This is a genomic window from Pseudomonas mediterranea CFBP 5447, assembly GCF_000774145.1.
In the GTDB taxonomy this organism is placed as follows: Bacteria; Pseudomonadota; Gammaproteobacteria; order Pseudomonadales; family Pseudomonadaceae; genus Aquipseudomonas; species Aquipseudomonas mediterranea.
On record NZ_KN322981.1, the window covers coordinates 30,658 to 47,064 of the forward strand.

Below are 16,407 nucleotides of genomic sequence, written 5' to 3' on the forward strand. Positions count from 1 at the left end.
AATCAGGCCTCCTTTAGTGCGGCCGCTTTCTGCATGGATTCTAATAGCGGGGTGACGCGGACGCGGCCGGTTAGGAGGTCGTCCGTTAGGCCCAGCTTCAAGCTACGTAGCTGATGAGCCAATCCTTCCTCTCGGACTAATCGCTCGTATGCACACGCGATCTTGCTATTAATGACTGAAGTCTCGCCTTCTGCAGGCACCGGTACCCAAGAGTTTCGTAGATTTTCGAGGCTCAACCCAGGCTTGCTCTGGCCATATTGGACAGAAGAAATCTGCTGATTACCAGGCGCTCCTTCAACAAAGTAGTGCGCAGCCAAAAGTGCAAGCTGAGAATCATTGAAGCGAACCAGCCCTACATGCTGGCTGACAAAGGCAGGCTCATCCCATTCATCTGGCACATGGGTCACATTGCCAACACCATTACCTGTAATCGTGATTAAGAGGTCTGATGGCTCTAGTTTTGTACGTTCCCCCTCACCTCCAGTCGGCGGTTTCACGAGTTGTCGATCGGCGAAGTCTAAATAGCCCATGCGAATATTCTGGCTACGCAAGAAGAGAGTTCCGTTCTCCGCATAATAAGCAGCCCAACCTCGAGAACCGCTGGTGATGAGCTTGGTAAGCATGCACAGCGGTGAGGCATTCCAATCTCTCGGAATCCAGCCCAGCGGCGAGTTCTTATAGAGCTGCGGCGCTTCGCTTTGCGGAGGACGCAATTGGCCGTTGGAGTCGATGCCGCGAGTCAGCAGGTCGTGCAGCAGGCCTTGCTTGACGGCCTTGAGCTTGTCGATCAGCGACTCAGTTTCTCGGATGGTGGTGTCGAGGGTGTCGAGGATCAGGGCAATCTTGCTCTGCTCTGTGATTGGCGGAAGCTGAACTGTCATTTCCGCCATCTTGGCTTTGTTGAGTGTAGCCCCCTTTACGGCGTTGTCGGTCACAACGCTCAGTGCTGCACGGGGGAGGGCGTGATAAAGCCAACTGCCACTCAATGCATCACTTTTAGGCGAAAAGATTGCAATCGCCTCATTGCAATACATTGGCCGGGTAATGATCGCCGTCCGCCCGACCGTTAACTTGAAACTCATCACCGTGGTGAATGGGTCGATCAGCCTTACATTGCTGCATTTAGCGCCAAGATTGGTGATGTATTCCTTGGTGTCATCGACATACTTGCCTTTCAGATCGGAAATGGCAATCCAAGGGCTGCCCTCGGGCTTGGTCGCCCAAAATTGTGGTACAGCACGGGATGGCGTCCCGCCGATGTTGATTTCTGCAAAGTCGGAGATTTTGACCAGAGGCCAGTCTGGGCGATAAAGATCAGACATACCCCAACCCCCTCAAGAACCCCTGCAGCGCCACCGCCGCCGCATCGCGTTTATGCTCGATTTCGTTAAGCGTAACTCGGTACTTATCCCACCAGTTCTCGAAAACGGTGATGATCTGCGTGCGCTGGGCGGCAATATAACGCTCGACGATGGTCTGCATATCGTTGTGCAGAATGGTCAGCAACAGATCGGCGGCCTGTGCCTCGTCCAGACCGTCGACGGCCTGATTGAGGTGGCTGGCGAAGTTTTCCTGCTGAGTTTTGAGCTGTTTCTTAATCTTCGCCAATTCGGCCTTCCAGGACTTTAGCTGGGCTTTGTCAATGGAGTTCTCCTCATCGTCGACATCCGCTGCGCAGTCGGCCTCGTCAGCCTCTTCCTCTTCCTCTTTGGCTGGGGCTGCTGCCTTGAGCTGGCTGTCTAGTTCGCCCTTTTTAGCTTCTAGCTCGGTCAGCTCGGCAACGAAATCGCTGAGCAGAAACTTCACTAGCTTGTGCTCCAGCGGGCTTTGCTTGCTGGCTTTGTCTTCCAAGGCGGTGATGATGCTGGTACGCCAGGCGTCGATCACGCCCCGGCTGCCGCGCGCCATCAAACCGAGAAAATCGTATTTGCTCTGGTACCAGAAGCCGGCGACGATGCCCCGAATCTGGAAGGGGTCGAGCAGGCCGACGCCTTCGAGCGTCTGGCTAAAGCTGGCCAGCAGTTCGGCGCGCAACTGGATCAGCGCGGCGCTGTTATCCAACTTCCCAGCCAGAGCAGTGATATGCGGGCTGTATGCGCGCCACCAGGTCTCGAAAGCCTCACTCAGGGCGGCTTCCTTGGCCTGCAGGCCGGCATTGCCTTCGATGGCCGGTTTAAGGTCGGTGCGGCGGCTTAATTCGTTGCGAAAGTCTAAGTAATGCGCATCACGCGCCACGAATAGGTCATTCGGGTCGAGGCCGTGGGTGGCGAACAGCGGAGCTTTCACGTCGACTTCGGCCTTGGGCACCCCGCCCAGCAGGTGAGCACGCACATCATGCGGCTCGGGCGGCGGTGCGTTATCCACGTAGCGGCGGATATTCAGGTTGTAATCGTTGTCGCGCAGTGTGGCGATATCCACCACGTCGCTAAGACCGTTGATCCGGCGAAATTCGTCGAAGGCGGTGGTGATCTTTTCAATGTGCTCGGGCAGCAGGTAGTTCTGCGCACGGCCCTCAAAGTATTCGCGGTCGGCGTTGATAAACAGCACCTTGCTCTGGCGCTCGGCAGGCTTGGCGCTGACACGGTTGGCGCCTTCCTGCTTTTGTTGGCGCAGGATGAGGATGCATGCCGGAATGCCGGTGCCATAGAACAGGTTGGCCGGCAAGCCGATCACTGCTTCGAGCAGGTCGTTCTCGATAATGCCGGCGCGGATGCCGCGTTCCTCTCCGCCCCGGAACAGCACTCCGTGGGGCAGTACGGTGGCGATCATGCCCTCGTCGCGGGTCACGGCGAGCATGTGCTGGAGGAACATCAGGTCGGCTTTTTTCGAGCCCAGCGGCACCTCGCCGAAGCAGAAGCGTTGCTCGCGGAATGTCGGGTTCCAGGACAGGCTGCCATCCGGGCTTTTTTCGGTATGACCCCAGTTGATGGAGAATGGCGGGTTGGTGAGGACTCGGTCGAAGCGGCGCAGTTCGCCGCCCTCGATATGCCGAGGGTCAGCCAGGGTATCTTCGTTCTCCAGCCAAGCGTTGCTGATGCCGTGCAGCAGCATGTTCATCTGCGCGATGGACCAGACGGTGCCGTTGAATTCCTGGCCAAACAGGTTGGCCTTGCGGCCATCCTCGCCGTGCTCGTCGATATATTCCTTGGCAGCGATCAACATACCGCCCGAGCCGCAGCAGGGGTCATAGACATCGTGGTCTAGGGTCGGCTTGAGCAGTTGCACCATCAGTCTCACCACCGGGCGTGGCGTATAGAACTCGCCGCCTTTTTTTCCGGCCGAGTCGGCGAACTCTGCGATCAGGTACTCATAGGCTGCCCCGAGCAGGTCAGGGAATTCGAAGTCACTGTTACGCAGGCGCACTTCACCAAAGTGGGTGATGAGTTGGCGCAGCTTCTGATCGGGAATCTTGCTCTGGCCTACTTTGCGGGTGAAGTCGATGTGCTCCAGCACCCCTTCCAGGGAAACGTTATTTTCCTCGATGCCACCCAGCGCTTTGTTGAGCAAGTTGCCGACGTTGATGTGAGCTTCGTTGAGCAAATACTTGAAGCGCGAATGGCTGGGCACCCAAAAATTGCCATCACGCTTGTACCAGCGCGGGTTTTCCGCTGTTACAAAGGCTTCGGCCTTGCTCTTCCCAGCGTTTATCTCGTCGGCAACGACCTGCTCATAGCGCTCCTCAAATACGTCGGAGCAGCGCTTGAGGAACAGCATGCCAAAAATGTATTCCTTGAACTCTGAGGCATCCATCTTGCCGCGCAGAATATCGGCAGCCTTGAACAGATGGCGTTCCAGTTGTTGCAGCGTGAGGGGCATTGCGGAATCTCTTGTGGATACTCAGGGAGCGGATGCCGATCCTGATGGTATTAAATGCCGGTGATTGTATCCCAATCCTCGCTCGGTACTGAGCAGTCTCGGTTGCGCGGAGTCAGATTAGGCGCTTAGCGCAAGCTGTACTGAGTTTTTCATGTCTGCGACTTCGCACTGATGCCCATATCAGCGTGAAGGGCCCTGGGCTGTTCGCCATAAGCGAACTGCTGTATCCCCAGTCGGGTACGGGCTGCAGAGCTACTTAGTCCACCACGCTTTTATGATCACCCGAGGAGGACGCCCCGATTACGTCCCGTTGATTCAACTCGGCGGCAAATGAGCGTTGGGAGTAGTGAAATTAAGCGAGCCCCAATCGCTAAATCAGAGCACGCCTGGGCATGGAAAGAGTCAAACTTACTGTCTTGCCCGTTGCCACGAGTCGCGAAAAAATCACCTGTCGAAGGACAGGTGATTTTTAGGGGGGCAATAAACGCTGAGAAAACTACAAGAAAACTTTCATCGCCCCGATCAAGATGCCGACCGTGACTGCGAGCATGGAAGCCATGCGAATGGATAACTTGAGATCAGATTTAGCGATCTCTGCAGTCAGTCGATGATTAGTATTAGCGATCTCAGCAGTCGCCTTGCCGATTTCAGCAGTTGTTCTACTGATCTCGGCAGTCAACCGCTGGTCAAGATTTGTAAGATCACTTTTCGTAGCGAGTAATGTGAGCATGTCAGATTCCAATGCTTGGATAACGGCTTCAGCTTTGAGCTCAGGCACGTCGATTGCGCGCAGTGCCTGATACATCGCCAGTTCCATTTTCATTAAGGCCTCCTGAAATAAAAAAAGGCCTTCCCCACGACGGGAAAGGCCCGTCGTGGGTGGGAAAGTCATGCTTCCATCGACATTCAAGTCGACTGTCCGCGCTGCCGGAAGCTATGCGGTCATATGATGGATCCTGCGGAGAACCGCAGCGCCGTCTTGAAGATCCTGGCGGCTGGTGCTGAGCGAATCAGCGAGATGCATAGCAAAAATGCCGCTGGGGGCATTTGCTGTCAATCCGGAAACCGGTTATCGAGTGTTTCCTAATGTTGTGTGAGGCTTCGCACTGCCTGGCGTCACCACCTTCAGCTTCGGGTTGTTAAGGGACGAATCGCTTACCAAGCCATAGTGCTTTTTCAAGACATAGCCGTGTAAGAAGCGTGTTTTGCGCGCACCGCTTAGTTCACATGTCCAGATGCTGCGACCGTTCGCTTGTATACGGTGCAGTTTCATTTTTCCAAAGCGCCTTTGAACTCCTTCCCAGTCAGGCTGCCCCTGGCTTTTCGAGATGGAGGCGAGATGAGGGAATGCTTTCGCGTAGCGTTGGAAGATTCCAGGAGTGACCAAGAAGAGTGTGTTTTCGACGGAGTGCACCAGCGCTTGATCGTCATCCATGATGATCTCGTGAGTGCGTAAACCTTCGATCAGCCACTCCATGAAGTGTGCGCCGCTTGGCTTTGCATCCTTGTCTGGCTCGGACGGTTCTTCTGGCGAGGGGGCAGATTTGGTGATGGGGGCAGAGTCGGAATCTTCAGGCCACTTGGGAGGCTCGCCGATTTGATTCGTTAATGAGTCGAAATCGTCGGTTGATGGTGTATCTGACAGTGATGGATCTGATTGTGTGGCGATGGTCGCTGGCCTATAGCTCTCAGCTGCCGTGGTGGTCTGTGCAGGGGCTTTGGCTACTAAAGCTTGTTCGGCTTGAATAATGATCGCGCCGAGTGCGCCGGTATGTTCGCTATGGCCAGACCAGTGGGCTATGAGCGAGGCCCACAGTTCGGGGAAAGCGAAAAGCCAGTCCAGGATTTTGCTGCTTAATAGTTGCTGGATTATCAGGCAGGATGCGGGGCCGTGCAGTCGATAATCGAGGTCTTTGCGGTATCGAAATCGGTAAGGTCGCGCCAGCGGCCCGTGCCATGGGTGCCAGGCGCAGCCGTCCGAATATTCGACCTGGATATCAATCACAATCTTGCCAAGGTTTTCGCTCAGGCTGGCGTATGCCAGTGCGGCACTCCATGCTTCCGCCTGGACGATCTGAATTTCTGGTTGAGCTCTTGGGGGTAGTAATCGTGCTCTGCGAATTTTTAGAGCGTACGTAACTACTTCCAGGCCTTGGTCCAGCATCCCACCGGGGTAAGCGTGATGCTGACTTTCGGATGCAGGGAAAAGTTGAACCAGTTCGGCGTATCGTCTAATTGGGTCGAGATAAAGTTCATCGAATTGAGGGCGGGATACGGCGGTGCACTGCCAGATCTGCTCCAGCAACTTTTGTCTACGGGGAGTGGCCAAGAGTGATTTCGCAGATTGGGGAGTGGTCAGACCAGCGGGTGATGTTGGGCTGGCTGCAGCCGTAGGGTCGAGTGCACGCCGAAGCTTGCGATGGAACAGTGAGAACATAATTGCTCCTGTCGAGAAAAAAGGGGGTATTCACTTGGCGACGACATGAGGCAGCACTCATGAATATGGATGAGCGCTTAGCTCCAGAGCGCCGACAGACCTGTCAGTGGGCAAAGCACGAGGCGAGTGGGCCGGATTAGTTGGCATTCCCTAGGGGCAGCGGGCGGGTTCTTGCGACGCCCTCAGTTATCCACGCTTGCGGGTGTGTTTAGGTGACTGAAGCCGGGAATGCTCGCCGAGCAGGCATTCCATTTCTCGTGCCCATAGGACACGCAACCGGCAAGCGCAGAAAGATTAAATGCGCCACTACCCATATCCGTATTAACTGGAAATACGCCTGGTCAGGTCGAGGCGCTAACGAGGTGCGGAGTGGGGCGCACTCTTACGGCTTATTGACGTCGACGCCCTGAGTTATCGTCCGAGATAGGTCGCAGTAATTTGTGTTCTCTCATGCCCGAGTTCACGGCTGATAATTTGTCGAGCAATGATGTCTTGAGAACGCTGCACTGGGGTCAATTCCCTGGAAGAGATTCCTCCTGCCGCCGGTGCCTTCCACCCTGTCAAAGCTATGTAACGGCTTTGTGCATAATGATGACGTAGCCCATGCATGTGGCTCAGGCCTGCTGCCTTGCACTGACCATCGTAGGTGTTTCTCTGCTGGATATAGGTTTTCTGAGCCGGGATGAGTGATCCGGCTCCCGCTAGCTGATGTGCCGCGTTCAGCACCTCGCGCTGTAGCGAAGTAGAGATCGGCACAGAGCGATCACGCCCACCCTTCGTCCATGAGCCCTTGAGGAGAATGTGATCTCCTTGATCCGCATACTTGGGCTGAAATTTGATCGCTTCCTCACGGCGTAGCCCAAACGCCGACTGAAGCCGGAGGCTCATGCACACGTGGGCGTCGGTGATCTTGCCAAGGTATGTTCCCAGTTCCTGGGCTTTGCTGACGTTGGTGACGAAGCGCCGGTCGGCCACACCCAGTTGTGTGTTGTCGGCGGGGAGAATGCCAGCCTTGCCGATTTTTTCAGCCCACCATCGAAGGTGCGCAAGCCGATTTTTGATGGTGCCGGGTGACAGGCCTTCGCCTTGCCAGCGATCCAGCAGTGCCAGTACGTGTTTGCCCTTGAGCGAGGGGGCTCTCATCTGTCGGAAACCAGACTCGCGCAGTTGGCGGGCAATCAGCCCCAATGAGCGGATACGGTCGGCCTGAGTGTTGTGACTGCCATCGCGATTGCGTCGGCAAAGTTGCCGCAGGGTGTAGGTCAAATCGTCCATATACCATCCACGCTCACAGGCTTTGACTGTGTTGTTGTCCTGTCCTGAAAATCATTGGTAAGTGTTGGTGCCAACTCGCTAGGCGAGATCCCCGAAGGGCAGGGGCATGGTGTCCAGGAAACACCGATGTCTCGACTGAGACGTCCGTCTTGCTTCCTGCTGGAAGATAGGGCGGAGATGGAGCGGGATGAGTTAGTTTTTAGTGTTGATGAGTACTCCAAGAAATGGATGGAATTGTTAAGTGGAAGCAGTCGGCATTGCGCAAAGGTCTGCTGCCGAGGAGGGTGCGGTGGCGGCACATCACGGAATAAATCCGATAACAAAGGCGGCTCCGCCCGTGGGTATGGGGCGGTATGCTTTTGGAGCCTTGCATACCTGGCTAACTCCATCCTGCTGGATCAGCGCTTACAGGAGTCTTGCGCTGTTGGGATGACGACTCTCGAACCTGTCGTCTTAGGTTTTTGCTGGGCCAGTGTATGGGGGCATCATCATGTATGCCGCACTCTTTAGGGTTCAGGATTTACCCGTGATGTTGGGGCGTCAGCTAGGCCGTCACTGCGGTTTGCAGTGACGGCCCGGTTCATGACTTGCGCGTCCGTGGGCAAAAGCCGTCTGTGGTAGGTGCATATTATTCATTGCCTGCGGTACTGACGCGGCCTTCGGCCTTGTCGGCTCCCTACGCAGGGGCGGCATGGTTCCCATGCCGCGCCTGCGCAGAGAGCTTGCGAGAAAGGCGGAGCACGGAGCTGCCTTGCCGATCAACGTCGTGAATCGCCCGAGCAAGTCGACGACGTTCATATCCAGGTTGACCGAGAGCTTTGTGTCGAAGGTCTGAGGCGGACGATAACTAGCAGTCACAACGGGGTAGTTGGGACCCATAGCGGCCCTTCTAGGACGGTGGCTCACGGCCAGAGGCGGCCCTTTGTAACAGGCAGAAATCGGCCAAAAGCAGACGTTCAACCGGCCGCGCTTCATCAAAATGAGAAAATCACCTGCTTTCTCACCCTGAAGCAGTTTTCGAAACTTTGGACGTTCAGTGGCGGCAACGCTGCCAGAAATAACTTCTTCGACTACCCTACTCTCCTTGGTAACCCAGTTATCGATATTTTGGTGCTGTGCCGTCCAGCACCGAACAAGCAAACTCAGACAAGATACTTCATTTGATAGAACAGGTTACAAAATGGACGACGAACGATTTGTGTTTGAGGCGCTCACCCGATTCAACTACTTCCCTAATCAAAAGCAGGGAGTAGGCGAGATTCCACCGATCTTCAATTCCAGACGATTCACGCCCGAAGTGGTTCTTCGAATCATCCAGGAGCCAGATGCATGCGATGAACGTGCAAAGGACCCAGATAACAATAAGGTAGGAAGGTCTTCGAAGGGATTTGATTTTGCTGAATATGCGTCCACACGGTACAACAACGTCCCCAGACTTCTTGGCATTCCCCATCCACTGGCATACGGGCGCCTTGCAAAATGTATCTCAGAAAACTGGGAGCACATTCGAGGAATCTGCGATAACGAAAGCAGTAAAATTAAACCATACTTCCATGTCGACAAACGACTGGTAATAATGAATTACGACAGTTTTCGAGAGAAAGTTCTGGAGAAAAGTAAGGCGTCATTCGCCAAGCGTTATTTGGTTAACACAGACGTTGCAAGCTGCTTCAACTCTGTCTATACGCATGCTATTGAATGGGCGGGAATGGGTGAAGAAGAAGCTAAGAGACAGCTTGGGGTAAAAGATAACAGCAACAAGCACTGGTCTACAGAGTTGGATAAGTGGCAGAGGAATACACGGCGCCTTGAAACTCAGGGTATTACGATCGGGCCAGCCACATCGACGGTCATCGTAGAACTCATACTAGGTGTAGTAGACGAGAGGTTACGTGTAGCAGGATATGATTTTGTCCGGTATGTTGATGACTACGTTTGTTATTGCGCAGACTCATCGGAAGCTGAACACTTTCTGCAAAAACTTGCCAGCGAATTGAAAAAATTCAAATTCTCATTAAATTTATCTAAAACCAAAGTCGAACAATTGCCCGCTGCAATTCAAACGGGCTGGGTGGCAAAGCTTCATGCCGCGCTCCCTCAAAAAGTTGGCGAAAAAATGAAGTACGATTCAGATGACACGATACACTTTTTAGAATACGCAATCTCACTAAACAATCAAACGCCGGATGGAAGTGTATTAAAATACGCCATGCAGCAACTAATCCACCTGCTTAATGATGACTGGATCAGAGTTATCACTGACTATGTAACAAACTTGAGCTGGCATTATCCGCTACTACTTCCATACCTGGGGATAATTTTCGAAAAATATGAAATTCAACACTCTGATTACGAAGAAAGGCTAAACCAAATCATAATCGAAAATTCCAAAAATGGACGTTCGGATGGAATGAGCTGGCCTCTATATTTTATCGGCAAGTATGGACTGACCCTCAGCAATTTAGCAGAAGCGGCGGTTATCAACTCTAAAGACTGCTTGTCAATGTGTATATTGATGGAAATTACCGGTTGGACAGAGGACCTACAACAAGTATACGAAAGCCTAAGCGAACTTGATGTTTATCAAAAAGATCGGCAGTGGGTTTTTCTTTATCAAGCTTTTATCAAGGGGTATATATCCAGCCCTTATAAATCGCCCGTATTCGAAATAATGAAAAATTTGGAGGTTGACTTCATGCCAACGGAGGGAAATGAAAGCATAGCTGAATCGTATTGTACTCATCTGGAATTCGCAGATGTGTTTGAGCCAGAACATGGACCATATACATTCGAAGAGTTCTTACAACGGAGTAAGGCCTGAAATCATCCGTCATATGTGAAGGCGCGAAAGATTAAATTGGCAGCTTCAGGCACTGGATGATCGCCAGCTTTTGGTCGAAACCCGAAGAGAGTAGAGTTTTCGACCAAAAGCTTTCATTCTAGAATTGCACTACGGTAAAACTTCTGACCGATGTGCCATCTGACTAATAGCTCACTTGAAGTTCTGCTTGATTTCTAGAGAACGATTCTGAGGATTAAAGAAGCGAGACACAACCATGCCACTAGACTCGAAGTCAGGGTGAATTTCAGATGTGGCGAATATTACCTGGTAATCTTTTGTGTATTTACTACATTCTCTAACTATTAAACTCTGCAAGTTGTGACTCCTGTTTTGTTCCATCCCACCGTCGTCGATACCGTCTAACATCATGAAGCGAGGGACCCGCATAAATTCCAATTCAATGCTCGTTGTTAGTAGAGCTAGATGAAAAATATGCCGTAGAACCACAGTGGAACTCTCTGAAAAATTTCCTGAGTCGTTTACATAAACTGAGTTTTCTTCGAAGTCGTAACGAACTTTGTTGGCATTTATAAACTCTGGCTGTAGCGGAAGATCTTCTTTCAACAATCTGATCATGTGTTTTTCAATTGTTTTGGAAACCTCAATCTTCCTACTCGCCTGAGCGGCCTCCAGTGATTCAACGTCATTTTCCAGCTTGGCGAGTTCATTTGCTAAAATATCTCGCTGCTGTTGAAGTTCTTGTATCACTGCGAAAAGCTTCTGCTTTTCATAGGCCTGCTGAATTTCTTGATCTAGCACTCCTAAATCGCGGCTTCCCTTCTCCAAAACTGCTTCGATATCGGAAGACCAAGTCATGGCGGAGAGCTTATACTCTTTCTCCAGCTTTCTAATTTCTTGGGTTGCGAGCGGGATATCTTTTCTCAGCTGAGCTGCTTCCTCTTCTCTTAATTCTAATAGCAATTTTGACTCTTTGATCTGAATGCTGAGCTCGTTTCTCATTCTCAACAGTTGTGAATCCCCAGCATCGTCAATCTTTGACTTGCAAAGCTGACATGAATGATCATTCATATCAGGCTTAATCTCAGAAAGACATCCAGGACAAAATTGAAATGAAATCGCCCCCAAGTACTGTCTTGTCACTTTCGACTCATCGAGACTTTCTAGCCTAGACTCTAGCTCCCTTATAAACACCCTCGAATCAGCCACTTCCAAATCTAGTGCAACAAGTGCGTCTTTCAACGTTGTTTCATAACGTTTAGCACTATTTAGTCGAGTCCGTAGAGCATCACTCAACTTAGATATGTCTTTTGACTCTTTCGTAGTCAAAGATCTATCAGTTTTTACCTTGTTGATATATTCAATTAAAGCTTCTCTTTTCGATTCCAGTTCTAAAATCCCATTTTGAGACGCTTCTATGTCCGGAGTCTGCCCTGACTGACCAAGAACCTTAAATATCCCACGCAGCTCTGCAACTTTTTTATCAAGGGACTTATTTATCTCTCTAATTCTTAGCTGCGCAGTATAAAGCTGGTCGTTATATACTCCACATAAATATCCGCCGACTGTGTCCCGCGTTAGCGCACTATCAAAGTTATCCATGCGAAATATAGGACTATGCACCGAAGGCTGATCAGCATATAGAACACGCAACAACTGGTGCATTGTTAGATTTGCAGCGCCATGCCCCTGAGCTTGCGGTAGGTCCAAAGCTGCAAAAATTGCTTGAGAAAAACTAATTTTAAGCTCTGATCGCTTGAAAGGGTAGCGTTCCCAAAGATCTGGTCCAGCTTTAACAGCATCTTCCACAGTACCCCAGAAAATGGAGATTGGTCGCTGAGGCTCGATACTAACTTCACGTAAAAGGGTGACCGGTTCTCCATTCAAATGGAGCTCAACCATAACTGAAGAGCATTCAAGCGCGTGGGGTTTCCAGCGGATATTTTCTGCACCCATTGAATAAGCCAGCATATCCATAATGGTAGTCTTACCTGAGGTATTGCGCCCTCGGATAATATTTATTCCAGAATGGAAAGCGCAATCGAAAGCGCGATGTCCGCCCTGAAGGACGATCAATCGGGTAATTTTAATCGTGGGCTTAAGGAAGGTCATATCGGTGCTCTAATAGCTCAGAACGATGCTTCAGACCATTGATTCCACGTAGAGGAATGGCTGATAGCTCATTTGTTAAAAAATCTATTAACTCTGCGTGTTCTAAAATATAATTTTCAATATTGTCTTTCAGAGTGCTGGGTATATCACGCTCGTCGGCGCGTTGTAGAATTCCTTGCTCATAGGATTTTACATCTACAATCCCAAGCGCAGCGATACTTCTCAGCGCTGCATGTTGTATTTGAGCCATGTCACGGAAGGCTGCTTTGGGATTGAGCGGATTACGATAGGCGTTAGTGAGGGCCTTGGCTAAACGTCGGCCATTGGACCCACTTGGAAGCCGGATCTCGCCTATGGCAGAAGGAAAAACTTGGTAAAAATCTAACAATCTCGCCTTATCTACTTCCAATTCGGGAATGGACTCAATGAGTGCGAGCATTCTAAATACGCAGTGATATGCATCAAACGCCGGGTGATAGATCAGCATCCTTATCCCACCTTATATGGCAATTCCCTGCCAGAAAGAATAGCAGCCCGAGTAAATCTTTCACCGTAAACTCCATGAAATTTTCACCAAGCATGGACTTTATTGCCTGTAGCGCCCGATTAATACTCATATCAACGGCTTGACGGTCGCCCCCTCCTTCAATAACGGGAGTGACAGTTAGAACGTAAATTGTATGAAGCTCATCGAGAAGTATTGTGTATACCCGCTGCGCAGTTTTTGAAGATTGAAACTTTAAGATAAGCTTAAATGCTGTTTCTTTTTCTTTTAATGCGAATCGCAGCATGTCTAATCGGTTGCTTTCCCGAAGTTTTTCTTCAAGACCACGCACATCCCCATCAGTCGGAGTGGCCATGTAGTGTTGAAGCTTGCGTGAAAAGGTATTATCAGAAGGATCTCCTATACCGTCAACTTTCATCCTTTCATAAAGAATCGCCAACTCTTCAATGGATTCATGATTTATTATTTTAATTTCGGTATTGTTAATATCCCGCCCGGCCAGACTGCCGCCGACGTGATTTGATGACTGATTAGAAAACACTTTCAGTCACGCTTTGTTGTTTTTATGAATATCACCACCAGCCATGTCTCCCCCAACGCTATTGTTCCGTTGAGTAGTGGTAGTTTTTCTTGAATTGTTCGTTGACCGATTGGAAATTACTACCTTCAACGTCCATCCAGCGCTTAGCCCAGCAATGAATGTCAAGGCATGTGTAAGATATTCCATTATCGATCCCTCGCTTTGATTTTGAAGTGCATTTTTTGAAAAAACGGTTGCAAGCGTAGCCTATGGCTATCATCGAGTCTACTGCAGGAAATGGACAACCAGTGGCTTACTGCACGCTCTATTTCCATCTCAGTCCCTTTTTATGGCCGGTAGCTTTCAAATGGGTAGCCTCAAATTTACACAAGCTTGGAGTGTCTTCTCTTGGCCGGTTGCTGCCTGTCCCCAAAGGCAGCTGACAACCCATAGCGGATGTTCATCCGCAGGTTGATAACATCTCCTTTGCAGTGGGAGCGGCCTTTCATCTGTCAAGCTAGACGCCTGTAAACTCCCGTTCGACGCTTAACATGAGTAGACGGAGCCGGTTCGTAATGTGGACTACCGCTCGATGAAGGGCTATACGACATCATGTTCCTCGCGTTCCCTGCTCCAGAACTTGTACTTCGAGGGGTAACGTCTTTAAGAGATATCGTCCTCTAGCCGTCGCTTGGAACGAACGCGTGACGAATTGGTATGGCCATCTAAAAGGGAGGTTTGGTTTGGCGACAAGAGCTGGCTCTCATGCGGGACGTGGGTTCCGATATCAGGATGCGGTTGCGGCAAACCTTGCCGTGGAAGGATTTGTCCGCCAGTTTGAGTACGGCAGCGTCATCCCTGAAGGGGGCGACGATCTTGAGCTCCGGACGGCCAGTGCTAGAACGCTCGCGCAGGTCAAGTCACGACGCGACCACATGGGCCCGTTTTCAGCTCGCTCAGTGGCGGGCTTTGTCATGAAAATGTGGGACGGAAAGGGGCTTCAACCGAACGACCAATTTTTGCTGGTGCTCGAGAGCAATGTTGGTGAACGTTGCGCTGCTATCCGCCAGTTGCAGGACCTTTCCGCCTATCCGACCGTCGTAGTCGAGCTGAAGGGGCGCAAGGGGCTGGCTGGTCTCATTGCGCGAACCAAAGTGCTTGTGCTGCCTGACCCTCGCGGAAGCGCAGTAGCCCAGATTTCGGCCAGGCAGGCCTGCACCTCCTTCGAAGCCGAGATGTACTTCGCGGACCTCCTGGGCGTGGTGGGGTATCTTTCTGATGAGAACGGCACACGCGCGGCGAACGCCTATCTTGGGCTTGCCGTGTCTGATGTTCAGCAGCGGTTCGACGCGCTACAGCCGCTTATGACATCAGCGGTAGTTGAGGCAGCACTAACCGAGGGCTTCTGTTCAGCTGTGGACTTCTTGACGCCCGATGAGGATCCGCTGTTCTACTTGGGTGTCGATGCGCAGGCATCGCACGTAGCCGCAGGACTCGTTGTGGAACGTCCTGAGCTGCGTGCAGCCGTTCTAGATGGACTGGAGAGCCGCAGAAACGCGCTCATTCACGGCGCTTCCGGCTCAGGAAAGTCAGCAGTCCTTTGGGAAGCCGCGTACGCCAGTCGCCACGCAGTGCGTTGGTTTCAGATTCAGCGCCTGCCACCGGCAGCCATTGCGTCACTTGTCCAGCTTGCGCGCTCCAGACGAGCGACTGCAGATGCACCCGTTGGCTTCATCATCGATGACGTGGGCCGAGGGTTCTCGGAGGGTTGGACCGCGTTGACTGCGGAGGTAAATCGCACTCCCGGGCTGCTGCTCTTGGCATCTGTACGAGAGGAGGATCACTACCCGCTGGTAGATAGCCGTCGCGCTGCCCAAGTCAAGGTTCAGGGCGACGACACTCTGGCTGAACGAGTGTGGCGAGAGCTGAGGGATAGAGGGCAAACCGCTTGGCAAGGATGGCGAGAACCTTGGACGCTGGCGGCTGGCCACCTGCTTGAGTACACCCACGTGCTTACCCAGGGGCATCGATTGAGCGAGACGCTGCACGCGCAGGTTGCGGCGCGTATTAACGACGTCACTCGACACGACGAGCTGGATGTCTTGAGAGTGGTGGCTTGTGTGAACGCCGCGGGTTGCAATGCCGAGGTGTCAGAGCTGCCTCGCGTCTTGTCCAAGCCCGCGACCACGGTCTCGCTCGCGCTGACCAGACTCAAGGATGAGCACCTGATTCAAGACGCACATGACGGCAGGATCGTGGGACTGCATGAGTTGAGATCTGCAGAGCTCCTTCGCCTGTCTCACGAGTTCCCACCGCCCTTGTTGTCCACTACGGCCGCAACGGCGGTTTGGCTGGTGCCGGCATCTGAGATGTCTCGGTTCCTCGAGCGCACACTCTCCAGGCACGAGGGATGCGATGACGAAGTAATTGAAGGCTTGGCGCTTAGATTGGAGGCAGCACCGACCCCGGCGCTCCTCGGCGCGATTTTGACAGGGCTGGACCGCACGAACGCGCATCGAGTGATCAGGCGATGGCTCCAAACCGCTGAAGCACAAGCGATGGCGAAGTCGTTTCAGGGAATGCCTGCTGGACTCGCGATTGGCGACATCGAGCCTCCGGATATCGGTCCGATGGTACCCGCATCCCGACGCTTTACTGGAATTAGGACTGAGGTCATCGCTTCAGGTTTGACCGCTCGCTTTTTGGCTCGGTTAGCTCCAAGGGATCTGCGCCGCGCGCTCCAGGTGGCGAGCAGCGTGGGAGACTTGACCCGGCTCATGGCTTCGCTACTCGGTCAAGTCATCCCGAATTTCGCACCTGGGTGAGCTGGCCACATTTTCCCCCCCGCTCGTCGAAGCGGACTTTCAAACCGTAGTTTCGCTACTCCAAGTCACAGCAAGGGTCGACAGGGCGCTGGCGATCAGCTGGGTCAATGCAGTAGG

At 52.2% G+C, this 16,407-nt stretch carries 10 protein-coding genes and 1 pseudogene; 2 read left to right on the top strand and 9 right to left on the bottom strand.

Annotated elements, in window-relative coordinates:
• Window positions 1-2 precede the first annotated feature (2 nt).
• From N005_RS03150 to N005_RS03170, 6 genes and pseudogenes are all read right to left on the bottom strand, one after another.
• Window positions 3-1,322, bottom strand: coding sequence for a restriction endonuclease subunit S (locus N005_RS03150; RefSeq protein WP_052126350.1), 1,320 nt, complete (start codon window positions 1,320-1,322; stop codon window positions 3-5).
• Complete coding sequence (locus N005_RS03155) at window positions 1,315-3,816, bottom strand: type I restriction-modification system subunit M (protein WP_047699346.1); 2,502 nt, start codon at window positions 3,814-3,816, stop codon at window positions 1,315-1,317. The genes N005_RS03150 and N005_RS03155 overlap by 8 nt, the downstream gene beginning before the upstream one ends.
• Window positions 3,817-4,312: 496 nt before the next feature.
• Window positions 4,313-4,639: a hypothetical protein gene (locus N005_RS03160; protein ID WP_047699348.1), complete on the bottom strand. Its 327-nt coding sequence runs from the start codon at window positions 4,637-4,639 to the stop codon at window positions 4,313-4,315.
• A gap of 246 nt (window positions 4,640-4,885) precedes the next feature.
• Window positions 4,886-5,485, bottom strand: coding sequence for a conjugal transfer nickase/helicase domain-containing protein (locus N005_RS30090; RefSeq protein WP_483414341.1), 600 nt, complete (start codon window positions 5,483-5,485; stop codon window positions 4,886-4,888).
• A 24-nt stretch (window positions 5,486-5,509) separates the two neighbouring features.
• A pseudogene (gene mobH / locus N005_RS30095) lies at window positions 5,510-6,253 on the bottom strand (MobH family relaxase); the annotation flags it as partial.
• Window positions 6,254-6,664: 411 nt separating this feature from the next.
• A complete protein-coding gene (locus N005_RS03170; RefSeq protein ID WP_047699352.1) occupies window positions 6,665-7,528 on the bottom strand; it encodes an integrase domain-containing protein in 864 nt (287 codons plus the stop codon).
• Between the two features lie 1,180 nt (window positions 7,529-8,708).
• Here N005_RS03170 and drt4 point away from each other — a divergent pair.
• Window positions 8,709-10,349 carry an antiviral reverse transcriptase Drt4 gene (drt4, locus tag N005_RS03175; RefSeq protein WP_047699354.1) on the top strand — a complete coding sequence of 547 codons (1,641 nt, stop codon included), beginning with the start codon at window positions 8,709-8,711 and terminating at the stop codon, window positions 10,347-10,349.
• A 171-nt stretch (window positions 10,350-10,520) separates the two neighbouring features.
• Here the strand turns inward: drt4 and N005_RS03180 are convergent, their stop codons facing one another.
• Genes N005_RS03180 through N005_RS03185 form a run of 3 tightly spaced genes read right to left on the bottom strand, consistent with a single transcriptional unit; the run spans window position 10,521 to window position 13,486 of the window.
• Window positions 10,521-12,440 carry an ATP-binding protein gene (locus tag N005_RS03180; RefSeq protein ID WP_047699356.1) on the bottom strand — a complete coding sequence of 640 codons (1,920 nt, stop codon included), beginning with the start codon at window positions 12,438-12,440 and terminating at the stop codon, window positions 10,521-10,523.
• Window positions 12,427-12,927, bottom strand: coding sequence for an ABC-three component system middle component 5 (locus N005_RS28710; protein WP_144402616.1), 501 nt, complete (start codon window positions 12,925-12,927; stop codon window positions 12,427-12,429). The genes N005_RS03180 and N005_RS28710 overlap by 14 nt, the downstream gene beginning before the upstream one ends.
• On the bottom strand, window positions 12,902-13,486 hold the full coding sequence (locus N005_RS03185) for an ABC-three component system protein (RefSeq protein WP_047699358.1): 585 nt from the start codon (window positions 13,484-13,486) through the stop codon (window positions 12,902-12,904). Before N005_RS03185 ends, N005_RS28710 begins: the two co-directional genes overlap by 26 nt.
• A gap of 794 nt (window positions 13,487-14,280) precedes the next feature.
• On the opposite strand from N005_RS03185, the gene N005_RS03190 reads away from it, so the two are divergent.
• Window positions 14,281-16,290 (top strand): hypothetical protein, encoded by a 2,010-nt coding sequence (locus N005_RS03190; protein ID WP_083365907.1) that lies wholly within the window; start codon window positions 14,281-14,283, stop codon window positions 16,288-16,290.
• Window positions 16,291-16,407: the final 117 nt, after the last annotated feature.